The organism is Pseudomonas mendocina, assembly GCF_900636545.1.
Classification (GTDB): domain Bacteria; phylum Pseudomonadota; class Gammaproteobacteria; order Pseudomonadales; family Pseudomonadaceae; genus Aquipseudomonas; species Aquipseudomonas mendocina.
In genome coordinates, this window is sequence record NZ_LR134290.1 from 3082466 (window position 1) to 3100412 (window position 17947).

Here is a 17947-nt window from a genome sequence, read left to right on the forward strand (position 1 = left end):
CAGGAGAAACGCCAATGCGCACCTTAACCCCGCTGTGGAGCGCCATGCTTTTGGCGACTGTTTGCAGTCAGGCGCAAGCCATGAATCTCTCGGAAGCCATTCAGAACACGCTGGATAACCATCCGGAGATCCACGCGGCCGCCAATAGCCGACTCGCATCGGATGAAGATGTGAAATTCGCCAAGGGCGGCTACCTGCCAAGCGTCGACTTGCTGGTCGGATACGGCAGGCAGAACACCGATAGTCCCAGCACCCGAGCGCTGGGTGACCACAACACGGAAACCCTCAACTATCGCAACGCCGAGCTGCGCCTGCGCCAGATGCTGTTCGACGGTTTCAATACGCCCAACGAAGTGGAACGCACCCAGGCCGTTGTCAACTCCCGTGCCTACCGCCTGCTGGGCACGTCCGAAAGCCTGGCGCTGCGCACCGTCGAGGTCTACCTGGACCTGCTGATGCGCCGCGAGATGGTCGCCCTGGCCCGCAACAACCTGCAGGCCCATCAGCGCATCAACGATCAGATCGGCATGCGCAGTCGTCAGGGCGTGGGCAGCACCGCCGACCTTGACCAGTCCGAAGCGCGTCTGGCCCTGGCACAGAACAACCTGTACACCGAAGAGGTCAACCTGGCCGACGCCGAAGCCAACTTCTTCAGCGCCGTCGGGCGCTTGCCGGATCAGTTGGAAGCGCCTGCATCGATCAAGAGCAACATGCCCGCCGACCTGATGGCCGCTCGGCAAACGGTAATGGACAACAACCCCTTCCTGAAATCGGCGCAAGCGGACGTCAACGCTGCCGAGAAGCAGTACGAGGTTGCCAAGTCCCCCTTCTACCCGCGCTTCGATCTGGAGCTGGCCACCTCGGCCGATGACAACGTGCAGGGCGACGAAGGCCACTACAACACATGGCGGGCCGCCGTAGTGATGAACTACAACCTGTTCAACGGCATGCGCGACAAGGCTCGCCTGCAATCAGCTGCGCACCAGATCAACGAGTCGATGGACATCCGCAACAATGCCCTGCGGGTGCTCAACGAAAACCTCTCGCTGGCCTGGAACGCCATGGAAAACGCACGCCTGCAAACCCCCAAGGCACGTGACTACGCGGACTACACCTCCCGCGTTCGCGAGGCCTATCAGCAGCAGTTCAGCCTGGGACAACGCACCCTGCTCGACCTGCTCGACAGCGAAAACGAACTGTTCACCGCCAATCGCCGCTACACCGAGGTTCGCTACGGCGAAGAGTTCTCGATGTACCGCGTCGTTGCGGCCATGGGGGATCTGCTGCGTCAGCAACAGGTCGTGGTCCCGGCGGAAGCTGTAGCCCTCACCGAAGTGAAGAGCGAAGCACGCTTGCCGGAAATGAAGTGATCCCGGCTCGAAGGCCCCGCGCGGATACCCGCGGGACCGACGCGCAGCAAAGGGCTGAACAGGCTCTGAGGAGTAGTAGAAATTGACCACCATGGAACGGCCAGGGCCAGCCAGTGATCCACGGCTCAGTCACGACGATCCGCTGTTGGATGGTTTGTTGATCCTCTGTCGGTTGCACGGCTGCAGCGTCAGTCGTGGCAGCCTGAGCGCCGGCTTGCCATTGCCGGCCCAGCGCCTTAGCCCCGATCTGCTGGCCCGCGCAGCCGCACGGGCCGGACTGCAGGGGCGCCTGCTGCAGCGTGATCTGGCCAGCATTTCGCCGCTCAACCTGCCCGTGCTGCTGCTGCTCAAGGATGGCCGCAGCGCAGTGCTGCGCCAATGGGGACCGAAGCAGCAGGCACAGATACTGCCCTGCGAGACTGATGGCGGCGAGCAGTGGGTCAGCCGCGAGCAACTGGCCGCCGAGTACAGCGGCCAGGCCTTCTTCGCGCGTCCACGGCACGAGCTGGAGGAAGCCCGTACACCACTGGTGCCGCGCATCGAAGCCTGGTTCCGCGACACCCTCAAGCTGTCGCGCTGGCTCTACACCGATGCGGTGCTGGCCAGTTTGCTGATCAACCTGCTGGGCCTGATGGTGCCGCTGTTCGTCATGCAGACCTACGACCGCGTGGTGCCCAACCAGGCCACCTCGACGCTCTGGGTGCTGGCCATCGGTCTGCTGATCGGCACGGGTTTCGAGCTGCTGCTGAAGGTGCTGCGAGCGCACCTGCTGGATACCGCCGGCAAGAAGACCGATGTGGTGCTCTCCGCCACGCTGTTCGAGCGCATCACCGGTATGTCGATGAAGGCGCGGCCGGCGACCATCGGCGGCTTCGCCCAGAGCATCCATGATTTCCAGGGATTGCGGGATTTCCTCACCGCAGTGACCCTGACCAGCCTGATCGACCTGCCCTTCTCCCTGCTGATGCTGTTGGTAATCGGCCTGATCGGCGGGCCACTGGTGGTCATTCCAGTACTGGCCTTCCCCATCACCATTCTGTTCGCCTGGATCATCCAGGTGCGCCTGCGCGATACGGTGCAGAAAAGCCTGCAACTCGGCTCGCAGCGCCAGGCCCTGCTGATTGAAACGCTCGGCGGGCTGGAGATGCTCAAGGTGTGTGGCGCCGAGAGTGAACGCCAGCACCAGTGGGAACAGACCCATGGCGCCCTCACTCGCCTGGACGCTCATGCCAAGTTCCTTGCCTCGCTGGCCACCAACGGCACCCTGTTCCTTCAGCAGTTCGCCGGCATGGCCACCATCATTTCAGGGGTCTACCTGATCATCGCCGGCAACCTCAGCGTCGGCGCGCTGGTGGCCTGCTACATGCTCGGCAGCCGGATTCTCGCGCCGCTCGGACAAATCGCCGGACTGATCACCCGCTACCAGCAGGCACGCCTGACCATGACCAGCACCGACGCGCTGATGGCCCTGCCTCAGGAGCGCCAGGACAAACAGCGTCCGCTGGACCGCACCCAGCTCAAGGGGGCGCTGGACGTTCGCCAGATCAGCTTCACCTATCCCGGTCAGAGCGCACCGGCACTGAACAACGTCAGCCTACGCCTCGGCGCCGGCGAGCGGCTCGGCATCATCGGTCGCAGTGGCTCGGGCAAAAGCACCCTGGCGCGTCTGATGATGGCGTTCTACAGCGCCGACGAAGGGCAGATCCTGCTCGACAACCTCGACCTGCGTCAGCTCGATGTTGCCGACCTGCGCCATCAGATCGGCTACGTCGCCCACGACCTGCCGCTGCTGGCCGGCAGCCTGCGCGACAACCTCACCCTCGGTGCGCGTTACATCAGCGATACACGCATGCTCGAAGTCGCCGAGCTAACTGGCGTGGTCGACCTGGCGCGCCAACATCCGCAGGGTTTCGACCGCCCGGTGGGCGAGCGTGGCCAACTGCTCTCCGGGGGTCAACGCCAGGCCGTGCTGCTGGCTCGCGCGCTGTTGCTCGATCCTCCGATTCTGGTGCTCGACGAGCCGACCAGCGCCATGGACAACACCAGCGAAGACCTTTTGCGCCAGCGTCTGCACAGCTGGGTCCAGGGCAAGACCCTGATCCTCATTACCCATCGTGCCTCCATGCTCAGCCTGGTCGACCGCCTGGCCGTGCTGGACAACGGTCATGTAGTGGCGGATGGGCCGAAGGATGCCGTCATCGAAGCCTTGCGCAAGGGCCGCGTCGGCCCGGCCAGCCTGTAGGAGCGCCCTGCCATGCAAGCCACTCAGAGCCTCGGCAGTTACCTTGACAGCCTGCGCGAGAAACGCCAGGACACCGAATTCATGCCGGAAGTGGAAGGCGCCATCCTCGAGGATTCGCCCTGGTTGAGTCGCATCACGGTGTGGGCCGTCAGCGCCTGCCTGCTCACCGCGCTGGCCTGGGCGCACTTTGCCGTGCTGGAGGAAGTCACTACCGGCGAGGGCAAGGCGATTCCCTCGAGCAAGGTGCAGGTGATTCAGAACCTCGAAGGCGGCATCGTCAGCGAAATCTTCGTCCGCGAAGGCCAGGTGGTGGACAAGGGCGACACGCTGCTGAGGCTGGATGACACTCGTTTTCTGTCGAACCGTGGCGAAACCGAAGCCGATCGCCTGGCACTGATGGCCCGCCTGGAACGGCTCAGCGCCGAGGCCGAGGGGCGTGAACCCAGGCTCCCGGAGCAGATTGCGCAAGGTGCGCCACAACTGGCCGAAGACGAACTGGCCCTGTACCGCTCAAGGCAGCAGCGCCTGCAGAGCGAACAGCGCACCCTCGGCGAGCAGCTACGCCAGAAAGAACAGGAGCTCGCCGAGTTCCGCTCCAAGGCCCAGCAGTACCGCTCCAGCCTCGGGCTGTTGCAGGAGGAGCTGAACATGTCGCAACCCTTGGTGGCCTCCGGGGCGATTTCCCAGGTCGAAGTATTGCGCCTGCGCCGTAGCCTGGTGGAGCTGCGTGGCTCACTGGAAGCCACCAACCTGGCCATCCCCCGCGCCGAAGCGGCGATGAGCGAGATCAAGAGCAAGATGGACGAATCCGAGCTGAGCTTTCGCTCCGATGCCTTCAAGGAGCTCAACGAGGTACGCACCGAGCTGCAGAAGATCACCGCCACCAGTGTCGCCATCGAAGACAAGGTAACCCGTACCACCGTTACCTCACCGGTGCGCGGAGTGATCAAGCAACTCAAGGTCAACACCATCGGCGGCGTGGTACAGCCGGGCAGCGACATGCTGGAGATCGTGCCGCTGGACGACAGCCTGCTGATCGAGGCCAAGGTGCGCCCGCAGGACGTGGCCTTCCTGCATCCCGGACAGAAAGCCATGGTCAAGTTCACCGCCTACGACTACACCATCTATGGCGGGCTCAAGGCCAATCTTGAACTGATCAGCGCTGACACCATCACCGACGAGGAAGGCAACAGCTTCTACCTGATCCAGGTACGCACGGATAAAAGCCATCTCGGCAGCGACGAACACCCGTTGCTGATCATTCCCGGCATGGTCGCCACCGTGGACATCATTACCGGTGAAAAGAGCGTGCTGGCCTACCTGCTCAAGCCCGTGCTCAAGGCCCGCTCGGAAGCCATGCGCGAACGTTGAATACCTGCCGTGCAGGCTTGCGTAGGGGGCGCTGTGCGCACCTCGTTAGCGCCGGTGATTGCGAATGAAGACCTCTTCTCCCATCGCCGCTATCTGCCCCTCGATCAGGGCATCGAATGGCCGCAGCAATGCCTCGAAACCCCGTGGCGCCTCGAGTGCACCCAGGGCCGCAACGATCGCCTCGATGGTCGATAGCACACCCTCTTCCGGCGCCTTGCGCAGGCGATAACGCGACGGCGCAGCGCTATCCAGGCTGACCCGTGGCAACGCCGCCAATGACGGGTTCATGTGCAGCAGCTTACGCGCCTTGCGCCAGGTACCGTCTGGCACTACCAACAACAAGGGTTTCTCGTCAGGCGCATAAGCGCCAAGGGCGACGGACTCTTCACCAGGAAACAGCAGGCAGGCTCGATAGTCAGGCTGTTCGAGCAGTTGCGGCAGGTCCTCGAACACCTCCCCGACGCGCAGCTCTGCATTGCGCAAGCCAAGCGCAGCCAGGCGAGCGGTATTCAGCGCATGGCCGACCTCGCTCGGGTGCTGCAGGATGAGCACACGAGTATGGCTATCGAGATCGGGAATCAGCGGGCAGAGGCAATGACTGAGGGGACGCTGACAACGGCAACAGGTCGGACGAGGCATACCGTGCAGTTTGCCAGAAGGCCCTGCCCACGCGTAGCCCGGATGCAACCCAGGAACATCCAATCATTCCCTGGATCGCACCCGGGCGGCAGCATCAGCGATTGAAACGCTCTGCCAGGCTGTGCAGGTAGTCGGCCATTTCCTCCAGTTCACGGCTGATGGCCGCGCCCTGATGCGCCTGGCCGGCACTGTGGTCGGAAAGCTGAGCGATACGAGTGATCTGCCGGCTGATATCGTCCGCCACATGGCTCTGCTCTTCGGAAGCCGCAGCCATTTGCTGACTCATGCCGGTAATGCGAGTTACCGCCGAGCTGATGCCCTCCAGCGCATCACGCACCGACTCCACACTCTGCACGCTGCCGCGGGAGATTTCCTCGCCCTTGCCTGCCGTCAACACGGCACGCTCGGCCCCGGCACGCAAGTCGGAGATGATCTGGTGGATCTGCTCGGTGGACTGACGCGTGCGCGAAGCCAGCGACCGGACCTCATCGGCCACGACGGCGAAACCACGACCCTGCTCACCTGCGCGCGCCGCCTCGATAGCAGCATTGAGCGCCAGCAGGTTGGTCTGCTCGGCAATCGAGGTGATTACATCGGCCACACTGCCGATGGACTGGGTGGAATTGGCCAACTCGTTGACGGCCTGCCCGATATCGTTGACGGCCTTGGCCATCTGTCGCATGGAATCGAGACTCCCCACGGCGAGGTCACGCCCTTCCCGCGCCAGGCGATCCGCCTCCTCGGCGGCATGCGAGGTGTTCTGTACGTTGTGTGCGACCTCCTGAATGGTCGCCGCCATCTGGTTGATGGCTGTCGCCGACTGGTCGGTTTCTGCCCGCTGCTGGTCAAGCAACTGCGCGCCAGAGCGCGACAATTCTGCAGACTGGGTGGCGCGCTTCTTGACGTTCTCGCCGGCATCTTCCAGCCGCGTCAGCGCCGTCTGCAAACGGGCCTCCTCGCTGATCATCGCCATGTCCAGCAACGCCTGGGCACCGCGATTATCGCTGTAGGTCAGCGCCACGAGGCCGCTGGTGAAGGCTTTCGGATGCTCGGCCAAGGTCCGACGAATGAGCTGGCGAGTGCGGTACAGCTGATAAGACCCAAGGGCGAACAGCGTCAGCAGGATGAACACCATCAGCGGCCAGCCCGAGATCAGCCAGTGCGCCGCAACGATCAGTAATGACGCTGCAATCAATGGCCAGGAGCGCACCAGATCATAAGTCCAGTACTCGAGCTTCGGCACCGGCGACTTGCCCGCTCGCAGACGAGCATAAAGCGTCTCGGCACGCCGCTTCTGCGCCTCCGTCGGCAGGGAGCGCACCGACTCGTAGCCGGCGATGCGACCGTTCTCATAGACCGGTGTGACATAGGCACTGACCCAGTAGAAGTCACCGTTCTTCGAACGATTCTTGACGATCCCCATCCAGGGCTTGCCCTGCTTGATCGTCTCCCACATATGGCCAAACACCGCAGGGGGCATGTCCGGGTGTCGTACGAGGTTATGCGGCTGGCCGATCAACTCCTCGCGGGTGAAACCGCTGATCTCGACAAAAGCATCGTTGCAGTAGGTGATCTTGCTGTTGAGGTCGGTGGTGGAAATCAGGCGTTCTTCCGCGGGGAAGGTTCTTTCCCGCTGAGTCACGGGCAGGTTCTGGCGCATCTAGGCTTCCCTGGTGGCGTTGGAGTTGAGGCAGACGTATGAATAAGTACTAGCACAGCCTAATAAGCGCGCCAGCGTTAGGCTGTACGCCTTTCGGAGAAGAAAGGCGACACTGTTTCAGTTCTGATTCAGTTGCGTCTTCAGCAGATCGCGGAAGGTCTGAATCAAAGGCTCGCGGGTGCGCCCGCGGCGCAGGATAAGGGAGAACGGAGCCTGGTAGCCAAAGACAGCAGGCAACAGAACGCGCAGCTTGCCCTGATCCACCCAGTGCTGGGCGTAATGCTCAGGTAGGTAGCCGATATAGGCGCCGGAAAGCACCAGAATCAGCTGGGCCTCCATCGACTCGACGGTCGCCGCACTGTGCTTGAAACCATGGCGCGCCAACTCGGCCTGGCTCCAGTAGCCACGGCCCACCATGCGTTGCTGGGTGATCAGCTCCTCGGGAATCCGCCGCTGCTCGAACAAGGCATGCCGTTCACTGCAGTACAGCCAGTGCTGCTCACGGTACAACGGCTGATAGACCAGGCCGTTCATGCGTGTGGAAAAGGCGCCGATGGCCAGATCCAGGCGGTTGTCCAATACCGCCAACTGCAGCTCGTAAGGGCTCATCACCGACAGGTGCAGATGCACGCCAGGGTGTTCCTGGCTGTAGGCACCGATCACCTCGGCCAGCGGCAGGGCCGGGTCGCTGACGGTGGAGTCCAGCACGCCGAGGTTGAGCGTACCGCGCAGCTCGCCCTTGAGCGCCGCCGAATAACGCTCGAAGCCTTCCAGTTCGCCAAGCAGGCGCAGGGTTTCCTGATGGAACAGCTCGCCCTTGCTGGTCAGGCTGAAGCCGCCACGGCCGCGATGGCAAAGCACGATACCGAGCTGGCTTTCCAGCTGGCTCATGTAGGTGCTGATGGCGGAAGTGGACAGATTCAGTTCCTGTTGCGCAGAAGCGAAGCCCTGGTGGCGCACCACGGCGACGAAAATCTTCAGCAGTTTCAGGTCGGGCAAGGCAAAGGACATGGGGGCGTACGGCGGATGAACGGAGCGCCAGTGTAGCGCCATGCAAGCCCCGCAGACATACAGAGAACGCGCTGTTCAGTCTCTTGTAGGAGCGGCTTCAGCCGCGATTATCGCGACGAAGCCGCCCCCACTCCCCATCCACGATAGTTCAGTAATCACTGAACTAAGTATTTGCTCAATGCGATTTAACCCATTCGCGCGCTGAGCCAACAATGCAGCCATAACCAGGCGCCGGGCCCGAACCGAACGCCACTGGGCGCTACACCACGCCCCTTCGCCAATCTGCCGCTGACCTTCGCCCTCTCCAGGAGACGGCCATGCGACTGGAAATCTTCCGCACCCTCTGGGGTTATCGCGGCAGTTGGCAGCAAGCGCTCGACGAAGCGCTCGGTGCCGGCTTCGACGGACTCGAAGCGCGCATCCCCGAGACCGCCGCGCAGCGCGCCATCAATGCCCGCCTGCTGCGCGAGCAGAACGTCCCCTATATCGCCACTCTGTTCACTTCCACGCCGGTGCTGCCGCGTCAGAGCGACAGCCCGCAGGTGCACCTCGAAGATCTGCGCATGAAGCTCGACTGGGCCGCCGAACTCGGCCCACGCCTGGTCAACGTGCTGCCCGGCAACGATCGCTGGGCGCTGAGCGAGCAGGTCGACTTCTTCGCCCGTGCCGTCGAACTGGCCGATGCCAGTGGCTTGAAGGTGTGCTTCGAGATTCACCGTGGCCGCTCGCTGTACAGCCCCTGGGTCACCCTCGACGTGATTCGCCAGGTGCCCGAACTGCGCTTCACCAGCGACATCAGCCACTGGCTGGTGACCTGCGAGCGCCTGCTCGACGATCCCGCCGACGACCTTTCCGCCTTTATCGAGCGGGTCGACCATATCCAGGCCCGCGTGGGCTACGACCAGGGCCCGCAAGTACCGCACCCCGGCGCTCCGGAATACGCCGAGGTGCTGGCCTTCCATCAGCGCCACTGGGAAAGCATCTGGAGCAGCCAGGAAAAACGTGGCCTGCAGACCACCACCCTGACCCCCGAATTCGGCCCCGACGGCTACCTGCACCACCTGCCCTTCACCGACGTGCCGGTGGCCGACCTGTGGCAGCTCAACCAGTGGATGGCGCGCTGCGAGCGCCAGCACTTCCACCGTTTCACCAGTCGCTGAGGAGTCGTGATGAACACCAACGCCAAGCATTTCACCGAAATCCCCGTGGTCGACATCGCCGGCCTGTTCAGCAGCGCCCCGGCCGCACGACTGGCCGTGGCCGAGGAGCTGGGCCGCGCCGCCCGCGAGGTCGGCTTTCTGTACATCAGCGGCCACGGCATCGAGCAGGCGCTGATCGACGGCCTGCACCGCGCCGCCGAGGACTACTTCGCCCAGCCGCTGGACGCCAAGATGCGCCACTACATCGGCGCCTCGGCCAGCCACAAGGGCTTCGTGCCCGAGGGCGAGGAGCGCTACGGCACTGGCAAGCCGGATCACAAGGAAGCCTTCGACATCGGTTTCGAAGTCCCCGCCGACAATCCGCTGGTGCTGGCCGGCACGCCGCTGCTGGGGCCCAACGACTGGCCCACGCTGCCCAACTTCAAGGAAGCGGTGCAGGCCTACTACGCGCGCATCTTCCAGCTTGGCCGCACGCTGTTCCGCGGCTTCGCCCTGGCCCTCGGCGTGCCGGAAAATACCTTCGACGAGATGGCCAACTTCCCGCCGTCGAAGCTGCGCCTGATCCACTACCCCTTCGACGGCGATGCCCAGGACGCCCCCGGCATCGGCGCACACACCGACTACGAGTGCTTCACCATCCTGCTCGCCGACCGCCCGGGGCTGGAGGTGATGAACGACCTTGGCCAGTGGATCGACGCACCGCCGCGCGAGGGCACCTTCGTCGTCAACATCGGCGACATGCTCGAAGTGATGAGCGCCGGCACCTTCGTCGCCACCTCGCACCGCGTACGCAAGGTCAGCCAGGAGCGCTACTCCTTCCCCTTCTTCTATGCCTGCGACTACCACACGCAGATCCGCCCGCTGCCGCAGTTCGAAGCCACCGGCCAGCACTACGAAACCATCAGCATCGGCGAGCACATGTGGAGCCAGGCGCTGCAAACCTACCAATACCTGAAGAAGCGCGTCGAGGATGGCCAGCTGCAACTGCCCGAACGCGCCCGCGCACCGTCCAGCTTCGGCCACCTCAAGCATCAGCCGAGCGCGCTGTGATTTTCCACGCTGCCAATACAAAACCTGATCCGGAGATAAGCACAATGGCAACCCGTACCCCGCTGCGCACTACCGCCCTGACCCTCGCGTGCACCCTGGCCGGCCTGTTCACCAGCGCCCACGCTGCCGAAACGCCCAAGACCCTCGCCAGCGGCGAGTTGAAGGTGGGCATGGAGATTTCCTACCCACCGTTCGAATACTACGAAGGCGACAAGGTGCTCGGCTTCGACCCGGAGGTTTCCGCAGCGCTGGCCAAGCGTCTGGGCCTTGAGGCGAGCTTCAGCGACATCAGCTTCCCCAACCTGATCCTTGGCCTCGACGCCGGCCGTTTCGACACCATCATCTCCGGCATGTACATCCTCCCCGAGCGCCTGGAGAAAGCCGACGCCATCCCCTACGCCAAGACTGGCGCGGCGATCATGGTGCGCAGCGACGCCGAGAAGAAACCGGCGACCCCCGAAGAGCTGTGCGGCCTGACCGTCGGCCTGCAACAGGGCACCTCGTGGGTTCCGGCACTGCAGAAAGTCTCCGACGGCTACTGCAAGGAGCAAGGCGCCGGCGCCATCACCATCAACCAGTACCCGACCACCGCCGAAACCACCCAGGCGCTGCTCTCCGGCCATATCCAGGCACACCTGGAGATCGACGCCGCCTCGCTGCGCATCGTCGAGCGCGCCAAGGGCCGCATCGCCATCAGCTCCAAGGGCTCGATCTACCCGCAGGTGCTGGGCATCTACGTGAAAAAGGGCAATGCCCAGTTGCTCGACGCGCTGAAGGCCGCGCTGGACGAGTTCAAGGCCAGCGGCGAGTACAGCGAGCTGCTGAAGAAATACAACCTGGAAGAAGCCTGAGACAAATCCGTGGGCGAGTGATACCGCCCAGGCATGACCGCTTCACCCCGCTGGCCGGTGCTCGCGCCGGTCAGCGGCCTTTTTTCGGCTTGAGTCGCAGGTGCCCCATATGCCGTTCGAATGGAGCTATTTCTTCTCCCTGTTTTCCATGCCGGCCTTCTGGGCCGCGTGCTGGACGGTGGTAAAACTCAGCAGCCTGGCCTGGCTGCTCGGTCTGGTGCTGGGCTTCGGCCTGGCCAGTGCCAAGCAGGCCGCCAGCCGCTGGCTCAGTGCGCCAGCCGCGATCTACGTGTGGTTCTTCCGCAGCGTACCGCTGCTGGTACTGCTGATCTTCGTTTACAACCTGCCGCAACTCATGCCGGCCAGCGGCAAGGTGTTGTCCAACCCCTTCTATGCCGGCCTGTTCGCCCTGGTGCTGACCGAAGCCGCCTACATGGCGGAGATCCACCGCGGCGGCCTACTCTCTGTAGCCAAGGGTCAACGCGAGGCCGCCCGCGCCCTGGGCATCGGCCGGCTCGGTGCGCAACGGCTGATCGTGGTGCCGCAGGCCTTTCGTATCGCCCTGCCGACGCTGACCAACGAGTACGTGACCATCGTCAAGCTGACCTCACTGGTCTCGGTGATCTCCCTCAGCGAATTGCTGCTGGTCGGCCAGCGCCTCTACGCGCAGAACTTCCTGGTGCTGGAAACCCTCGGCGCGGTGGCCGTGTACTACGTGCTGATCGTCAGCCTGTTCGGCTGGGGCCTGCAGTACCTGGAGCGCCACCTCGACCTGGGCCGCCGTAAGCCGAGCACCCTAAGCGACGCACAGGTCACAGAACTACGCAGCAGCCTACCGCAGATAACGGCCAGCAGTACCCAGGCGCGCCAGCCCGGCGCCCCGGCGGCGCTGCACCTGAGCAACATCCACAAGCACTATGGCGATCACCATGTGCTCAAGGGCATCGACCTGAGCGTGCAGCCCGGTGAGGTGATCTCCATCATCGGCCCGTCCGGCTCCGGCAAGACGTCATTGATTCGCACCGTCAACGGTCTGGAGAGCATCGACGAAGGCGAGATCGTGCTGTTCGGCGAAGCCTTCATCCAGGCCGGCGACCGCCCCGAGAACCGTCGCCAGCGCGAAGGCGTGCGGCGCATCGGCATGGTGTTCCAGAGCTTCAACCTGTTCCCGCACCGCACCATTCTCGACAACGTGCTGCTCGCGCCGCGCTACCACGGCCTGGGCGATACCGCCGACCTGCGCCGGCAGGCCCTGGCGCTGCTGAACAAGGTCGGCCTGCTGGCCCACGCCAACAAGTACCCACACCAGCTCTCCGGTGGCCAGCAGCAGCGCGTGGCCATCGCCCGTGCCCTGGCGATGAAGCCGGACATCATGCTGTTCGACGAGCCCACCTCGGCGCTCGACCCGGAACTGGTCGGCGACGTGCTCGCGGTGATCCGCGACCTGGCCCGCGAGGGCATGACCATGCTGATCGTCACCCACGAGATGGACTTCGCCCTGTCGATTTCCGACCGCGTGCTGTTCATGGAAAACGGCCACGTCCAGCTCGACGCCTCGCCCGACGCCATCCGCACCGGCAACCACGAACGCGTACGCCGCTTCATCGGCCTGGAGAATGCATGAACGACATCGCCACCCTGCGCCGCGACCTGGCTGCGGCCTATCGCCTGGCCGCCCTGTTCGGCTGGGACGACACCCTCTACACGCACTTTTCCGTGCGCCTGCCGGGCGACGGCGAGCCGCGCTTTCTGATCAACCCGTTCGGCCTGTTCTTCGAGGAGATCCGCGCCAGCGACCTGATAGTGGTGGACATGCACGGCAAGGTGGTCGAGGGCAACGCCGACTACAACGTCGCCGGTTTCACCATCCACAGCGCCGTGCACATGGCCCGCGACGACGCTCACTGCGTGATCCACACCCACACGCTGGCAGGCATGGCAGTGGCCGCGCAGGACGCCGGTCTGCTGCAGCTCAACCAGATCAGCACCGAATTCCACGGGCGCCTGGGCTATCACGCCTACGAAGGCGTGGCGCTGGATCTGGACGAGCGCGTGCGTATCCAGGCCTCGCTGGGCAACAACATCGCCCTGCTGCTGCGCCACCACGGCCTGCTCAGCGTCGGTGCCAGCGTCGCCGATGCCTTCTATGTCATGCATTACCTGAACCGCGCCTGCGAGATCCAGCTCGCTGCCACTGGCGGTGGTCAGCCCTGCAGCGAGATACCCGCGCACCTGGCGCAGCACGCCTGCGAGCAGTTGCAGGGCGCCGAATGGCAGCGCCAACTGATCTGGCAGGCCTGGTTACGCAAGCTCGATCGCCTCGACCCCAGCTACCGCGACTAATGAGCACACCCCGCCAACCCTTATGAACCGCGGCTTGCAGCCTTACTTTAGGTAATCCTGAAGTAAGTTTTTGCCCCAGCCGATTTTTCCAAACGCCTGGCCGGTCAAGACTCCGGCCACAACCAGAACGAGCCTGAGGCCTACCCATGGACAAGACCTTTCACCAGCCCCTGGGCGGCAATGAAATGCCCCGCTTCGGCGGCATCGCCACCATGATGCGCCTGCCCCACATCCAGAGCACCGAGGAAAAACGCCAGCTCGACGTCGCCTTCGTCGGCGTGCCGCTGGACATCGGCACCTCGCTGCGCTCCGGCACCCGCTTCGGCCCGCGCGAGATTCGCGCCCAGTCGGTGATGATCCGCCCGTACAACATGGCCACCGGCGCCGCCCCCTTCGACTCGCTGAACGTGGCCGACATCGGCGACGTGGCGATCAACACCTTCAACCTGCTCGACGCCGTACGCATCATCGAAGAGGCCTACGACGAGATCGTCGAATTCGGCATCAAGCCGCTGACCCTGGGCGGCGACCACACCATCACCCTGCCAATCCTGCGCGCCCTGCACAAGAAGTACGGCAAGATCGGCCTGGTGCACGTCGATGCCCACGCCGACGTGAACGATCACATGTTCGGCGAGAAGATCGCCCACGGCACCACCTTCCGCCGCGCCCAGGAAGAAGGCCTGCTCGACAGTGAGCGCGTGGTGCAGATCGGCCTGCGCGCCCAGGGCTATACCGCCGAGGACTTCAACTGGAGTCGTAAGCAGGGTTTCCGCGTGGTGCAGGCCGAAGAGTGCTGGCACCAGTCGCTGGCGCCGCTGATGGCCGAGGTGCGCGAGAAGGTCGGCGGCGGCCCGGTGTACCTGTCCTTCGACATCGACGGCATCGACCCGGCCTGGGCGCCCGGTACCGGCACCCCGGAAATCGGCGGCCTGACCACCATCCAGGCGATGGAGATCATCCGCGGCTGCCAAGGCCTGGATCTGATCGGCGGTGACCTGGTCGAGGTCTCCCCGCCCTACGACACCACCGGCAACACCTCGCTGCTCGGCGCCAACCTGCTCTACGAAATGCTCTGCGTGCTTCCTGGAGTCCAGCGTCGCTGACCCACGGCTTTTCAATACCCGCACGGGTGTCCTTGAAGGCACCCGGCAAACAACAACAATTAGGGTGCCCTTATGAATCACGAAGACGCTGCTCCAACACTGAATAAGCAGCCACCAGTCACCGACCGTGTCGCGCAACCCTATAGCCTGCGCCAGTTTCTGATCTTCCTGATCCCGTCACTGCTCGGCGTGCTGCTGTTTCTGACTCCCATCGTCTATGAGGAGAAGGTAACCATCGGCCTCGGCGTCATGGCCGACGCGCTCAAGGCTGCGGTCAACGACCATCTGCCCGCCATTGCAACCACCCTGCTGATCCTCTCGGCGGTACTGGGCATACTTGGCAGCCTGCTCAAGCCGCGCTGGATCACAGAACGCCGCGCGCTGGATGATCTGTTCAACCTCCACCCACTCTGGCTCGGCCTGCGCGTGGTCGGCGCGCTGTTCGCAGCCATGACCTTCTGGCAGTTCGGCCCTGAATGGGTCTGGAGCGCCAACACTGGCGGCGTGGTACTGAAAGACCTGGCTCCGGTACTGATCACCTTCTTCTTGGTCGCCGGCCTGATTCTGCCGCTGCTCACCGACTACGGTCTGATGGAGTTCTGCGGCACCCTGGTGCGCAACGTGTTCCGCAAGATCTTCGGCTTGCCGGGCCGCTCGGCCATCGACGCCATCGCCAGTTGGCTTGGCTCCGGCACCGTTGGCGTGCTGATCACCGCCCAGCAGTACCAGAAGGGTTTCTACAGCGCCCGTGAGGCGGCGGTGATCGCCACCAACTTCTCCATCGCCTCGATCGCCTTCAGCCTGCTGATCACCAGCTTCATGAAGCTCGACCACCTGTTCGTGCCCTTCTACTTGACCGTGGTGGTCGCTGGCCTCGCTGCCGCCATCATCACCCCGCGTATCCCGCCGCTGTCATGGAAGAAGGACGAGTACGTCGCCGGCGTCGGCAAGCAGATTAAGGAAGACGTGCCGGCTGGCACCTCGCTGCTGCGCTGGGGCCTGACCCAAGCGGTCCAGCGCGCCAATGCCAATCCCTCTCCCGTGCAGATGGTGAAGATCGGCGTACACAACGTGGTCGACATCTGGCTCGGTTTGCTGCCGCTGGTGATGGCCATCGGCACCGTGTCCCTGGCGATTGCCGAGTTCACACCGATCTTCAGCTGGCTGTCCTACCCCTTCGTCCCACTGCTCGAAGCCCTGCAGTTGCCGGAAGCGGCCAAGGCGGCGCCGGCCATGCTGGTGGGTTTCGCCGACATGTTCCTGCCGGCCGTGTTGGGCAAGGGCATCGAAAGTGAGCTGACCCGTTTCGTGGTGGCCTGCGTGTCGCTGACCCAGCTGATCTACATGTCCGAAGTGGGCGTGCTGATCCTCAAGGCCAAGCTGCCGCTGAACCTGCTGGAGCTGTTCGTCATCTTCATCATCCGCACCCTGATCACCCTGCCGATCATCGCGCTGATGGCGCACTGGATCGTTGGCTGACGTCGACACAAGGACCTGACCATGACCACTTGCGGCGAATTTCTCGTCAAGCAACTCGAAGCCTGGGGCGTCGACACCGTGTTCGGCATTCCCGGCGTGCATACCGTGGAGCTCTACCGTGGCCTGCCGCACAGCGGCATCCGCCATGTCACCCCGCGCCACGAACAGGGTGCCGGCTTCATGGCCGACGGCTATGCGCGCGTCTCGGGCAAGCCTGGCGTGTGCTTCATCATCACCGGGCCGGGGATGACCAACATCCTCACCGCCATGGGCCAGGCCTACGCCGACTCGATCCCGATGCTGGTGATCTCCAGCGTCAACGAGCGCGAACGCCTGGGCCTGGGCAAGGGCTATTTGCACGAGCTGCCCAACCAGAGGGCGATGACCGCAGGCGTCACCGCCTTCAGCCACACGCTGATGAGCGTCGAGGAGCTGCCCGCAGTCCTGTCCCGCGCCTTTACCGTGTTCGAAGGCGAGCGGCCACGCCCGGTGCACATCGAGCTGCCGCTGGACATCATCACCGCCGACGCCTCGCACATGACCCTGGCGCCGCGCCCGACGGTACGCCGCCCGGCGCCGAACCGCGCGCTGATCCGCGAGGCCGCCGGGCTGCTCAAGCAGGCCGAACGCCCGTTATTGCTGCTCGGTGGTGGCTGCGTCGCCGCCGAGGCCGAGGCGCGCGCCCTGGCTGCCGCGCTGGATGCACCGACAGCCTTGACCATCAACGCCAAAGGCCTGCTTCCGCCGGGCCATCCGCTGCTGCTGGGCAGCAACCAGTCGCTGCGCCCTGTGCGCGACCTGGCGCTGGAAGCAGACGTGGTACTGGCCATCGGCACCGAGCTGGGCGAGACCGACTACGACGTGGTGTTCGACGGCGACTTCCGCCTGCCTGGCCGGCTGATTCGCGTCGACATCGACGGCCAGCAACTGCAGCGCAACTTCACCCCGCACCTGGCGATTCAGGGCGATGCGCGCCTGGCCATGCGCATGCTGCTGGCCGAGTTCGATCCCCGTCAGCCAGGCGAACACAGTCCCGGGGCCCAGCGTACCGCAGCCGTGCAGGAGCGTCTGGCCGAAGATTTCAGTGGTTGGGCGCACTACCGGCAGTTGTTCGATTGCATCCTCGATGCCCTGCCCGATACCCGCTTCGTCGGCGATTCGACGCAGACCGTGTACAGCGGCAATCATCTGGTCGAGCTGGACGGCGCGCGGCGCTGGTTCAACGCCTCCACCGGTTACGGCACCCTCGGCTACGGCCTGCCAGCAGCCATCGGCGCCAGGCTGGCCGAGCCGGCGCGACCGGTGATCAGCCTGATGGGCGATGGCGGCATCCAGTTCACCATCGCCGAACTGGCCAGCGCCGTGGAAGCGCGGGTCGGCATCATCGTGCTGCTGTGGAACAACGCCGGTTATGGCGAGATCAAGCGCTACATGCAACGCCGCGATATCACCCCGATTGCCGTCGATATCTACACCCCGGATCTGCTAGCCATCGCCCGGGGCTTTGGCTGCGCCGCCGAGCGTGCGCGCGACCACGCCCATCTGGCCGAGCTGCTGCGCAGCGCGCCTGAAGACCGCCCTTTGATCATCGAAGTGCAGGAGGCCGCACCCTTTCATCCCTGACTAGATCAATCGCGGCTAAAGCCGCTCCTACAGAAAGCAGGG

At 64.1% G+C, this 17947-nt stretch carries 14 protein-coding genes; 11 read left to right on the top strand and 3 right to left on the bottom strand.

The features are described from left to right. Positions 1-14: 14 nt before the first annotated feature. The 3 genes from EL191_RS14230 to EL191_RS14240 all read left to right on the top strand — a co-directional run bounded on the left by EL191_RS14230 (position 15) and on the right by EL191_RS14240 (position 4983). Positions 15-1370, top strand: coding sequence for a TolC family outer membrane protein (locus EL191_RS14230; protein WP_041980940.1), 1356 nt, complete (start codon positions 15-17; stop codon positions 1368-1370). Positions 1371-1461: 91 nt separating this feature from the next. Beyond that, on the top strand, positions 1462-3612 hold the full coding sequence (locus EL191_RS14235; protein WP_085982473.1) for a type I secretion system permease/ATPase: 2151 nt from the start codon (positions 1462-1464) through the stop codon (positions 3610-3612). 12 nt (positions 3613-3624) lie between these two features. Continuing rightward, positions 3625-4983: an HlyD family type I secretion periplasmic adaptor subunit gene (locus EL191_RS14240; RefSeq protein WP_013716147.1), complete on the top strand. Its 1359-nt coding sequence runs from the start codon at positions 3625-3627 to the stop codon at positions 4981-4983. Positions 4984-5028: 45 nt separating this feature from the next. Here the strand turns inward: EL191_RS14240 and EL191_RS14245 are convergent, their stop codons facing one another. From EL191_RS14245 to EL191_RS14255, 3 genes are all read right to left on the bottom strand, one after another. Further along, on the bottom strand, positions 5029-5622 hold the full coding sequence (locus EL191_RS14245; protein ID WP_026042121.1) for a tRNA-uridine aminocarboxypropyltransferase: 594 nt from the start codon (positions 5620-5622) through the stop codon (positions 5029-5031). 94 nt (positions 5623-5716) lie between these two features. Then, the gene (locus EL191_RS14250; RefSeq protein ID WP_013716149.1) at positions 5717-7282 is read right to left on the bottom strand and encodes a methyl-accepting chemotaxis protein; all 1566 of its coding nucleotides are present in this window, start codon (positions 7280-7282) and stop codon (positions 5717-5719) included. Positions 7283-7399: 117 nt separating this feature from the next. Next, entirely contained in the window at positions 7400-8293 is an 894-nt protein-coding gene (locus EL191_RS14255) for a LysR family transcriptional regulator (protein WP_013716150.1), read from the bottom strand. 317 nt (positions 8294-8610) lie between these two features. On the opposite strand from EL191_RS14255, the gene EL191_RS14260 reads away from it, so the two are divergent. From EL191_RS14260 to EL191_RS14295, 8 genes are all read left to right on the top strand, one after another. Beyond that, positions 8611-9453, top strand: coding sequence for a sugar phosphate isomerase/epimerase family protein (locus EL191_RS14260; RefSeq protein ID WP_041980939.1), 843 nt, complete (start codon positions 8611-8613; stop codon positions 9451-9453). A 9-nt stretch (positions 9454-9462) separates the two neighbouring features. Next, positions 9463-10503, top strand: coding sequence for an isopenicillin N synthase family dioxygenase (locus EL191_RS14265; protein ID WP_041980938.1), 1041 nt, complete (start codon positions 9463-9465; stop codon positions 10501-10503). A 44-nt stretch (positions 10504-10547) separates the two neighbouring features. Beyond that, positions 10548-11354, top strand: a complete 807-nt coding sequence (locus EL191_RS14270) for an ABC transporter substrate-binding protein (protein ID WP_041980936.1) — start codon at positions 10548-10550, stop codon at positions 11352-11354. A gap of 109 nt (positions 11355-11463) precedes the next feature. Continuing rightward, on the top strand, positions 11464-12978 hold the full coding sequence (locus EL191_RS14275) for an amino acid ABC transporter permease/ATP-binding protein (RefSeq protein ID WP_041980935.1): 1515 nt from the start codon (positions 11464-11466) through the stop codon (positions 12976-12978). Further along, complete coding sequence (locus EL191_RS14280; protein WP_041980934.1) at positions 12975-13697, top strand: class II aldolase/adducin family protein; 723 nt, start codon at positions 12975-12977, stop codon at positions 13695-13697. The genes EL191_RS14275 and EL191_RS14280 overlap by 4 nt, the downstream gene beginning before the upstream one ends. Positions 13698-13843: 146 nt before the next feature. Next, on the top strand, positions 13844-14803 hold the full coding sequence (gene speB / locus EL191_RS14285; RefSeq protein WP_041980933.1) for an agmatinase: 960 nt from the start codon (positions 13844-13846) through the stop codon (positions 14801-14803). A gap of 72 nt (positions 14804-14875) precedes the next feature. Then, positions 14876-16282: a YjiH family protein gene (locus EL191_RS14290; RefSeq protein ID WP_041980932.1), complete on the top strand. Its 1407-nt coding sequence runs from the start codon at positions 14876-14878 to the stop codon at positions 16280-16282. 21 nt (positions 16283-16303) lie between these two features. Then, positions 16304-17905 (top strand): 5-guanidino-2-oxopentanoate decarboxylase, encoded by a 1602-nt coding sequence (locus EL191_RS14295; protein ID WP_041980931.1) that lies wholly within the window; start codon positions 16304-16306, stop codon positions 17903-17905. The last annotated feature ends 42 nt before the right edge of the window (positions 17906-17947 follow it).

Bases quoted from the DNA above. Each gene is read 5' to 3' on its own strand.
- EL191_RS14230 (WP_041980940.1), top strand. From the start codon at position 15: ATGCGCACCTTAACCCCGCTGTGGAGCGCCATGCTTTTGGCGACTGTT.
- EL191_RS14235 (WP_085982473.1), top strand. From the start codon at position 1,462: ATGGAACGGCCAGGGCCAGCCAGTGATCCACGGCTCAGTCACGACGAT.
- EL191_RS14240 (WP_013716147.1), top strand. From the start codon at position 3,625: ATGCAAGCCACTCAGAGCCTCGGCAGTTACCTTGACAGCCTGCGCGAG.
- EL191_RS14245 (WP_026042121.1), bottom strand. From the start codon at position 5,622: ATGCCTCGTCCGACCTGTTGCCGTTGTCAGCGTCCCCTCAGTCATTGC.
- EL191_RS14250 (WP_013716149.1), bottom strand. From the start codon at position 7,282: ATGCGCCAGAACCTGCCCGTGACTCAGCGGGAAAGAACCTTCCCCGCG.
- EL191_RS14255 (WP_013716150.1), bottom strand. From the start codon at position 8,293: ATGTCCTTTGCCTTGCCCGACCTGAAACTGCTGAAGATTTTCGTCGCC.
- EL191_RS14260 (WP_041980939.1), top strand. From the start codon at position 8,611: ATGCGACTGGAAATCTTCCGCACCCTCTGGGGTTATCGCGGCAGTTGG.
- EL191_RS14265 (WP_041980938.1), top strand. From the start codon at position 9,463: ATGAACACCAACGCCAAGCATTTCACCGAAATCCCCGTGGTCGACATC.
- EL191_RS14270 (WP_041980936.1), top strand. From the start codon at position 10,548: ATGGCAACCCGTACCCCGCTGCGCACTACCGCCCTGACCCTCGCGTGC.
- EL191_RS14275 (WP_041980935.1), top strand. From the start codon at position 11,464: ATGCCGTTCGAATGGAGCTATTTCTTCTCCCTGTTTTCCATGCCGGCC.
- EL191_RS14280 (WP_041980934.1), top strand. From the start codon at position 12,975: ATGAACGACATCGCCACCCTGCGCCGCGACCTGGCTGCGGCCTATCGC.
- speB (WP_041980933.1), top strand. From the start codon at position 13,844: ATGGACAAGACCTTTCACCAGCCCCTGGGCGGCAATGAAATGCCCCGC.
- EL191_RS14290 (WP_041980932.1), top strand. From the start codon at position 14,876: ATGAATCACGAAGACGCTGCTCCAACACTGAATAAGCAGCCACCAGTC.
- EL191_RS14295 (WP_041980931.1), top strand. From the start codon at position 16,304: ATGACCACTTGCGGCGAATTTCTCGTCAAGCAACTCGAAGCCTGGGGC.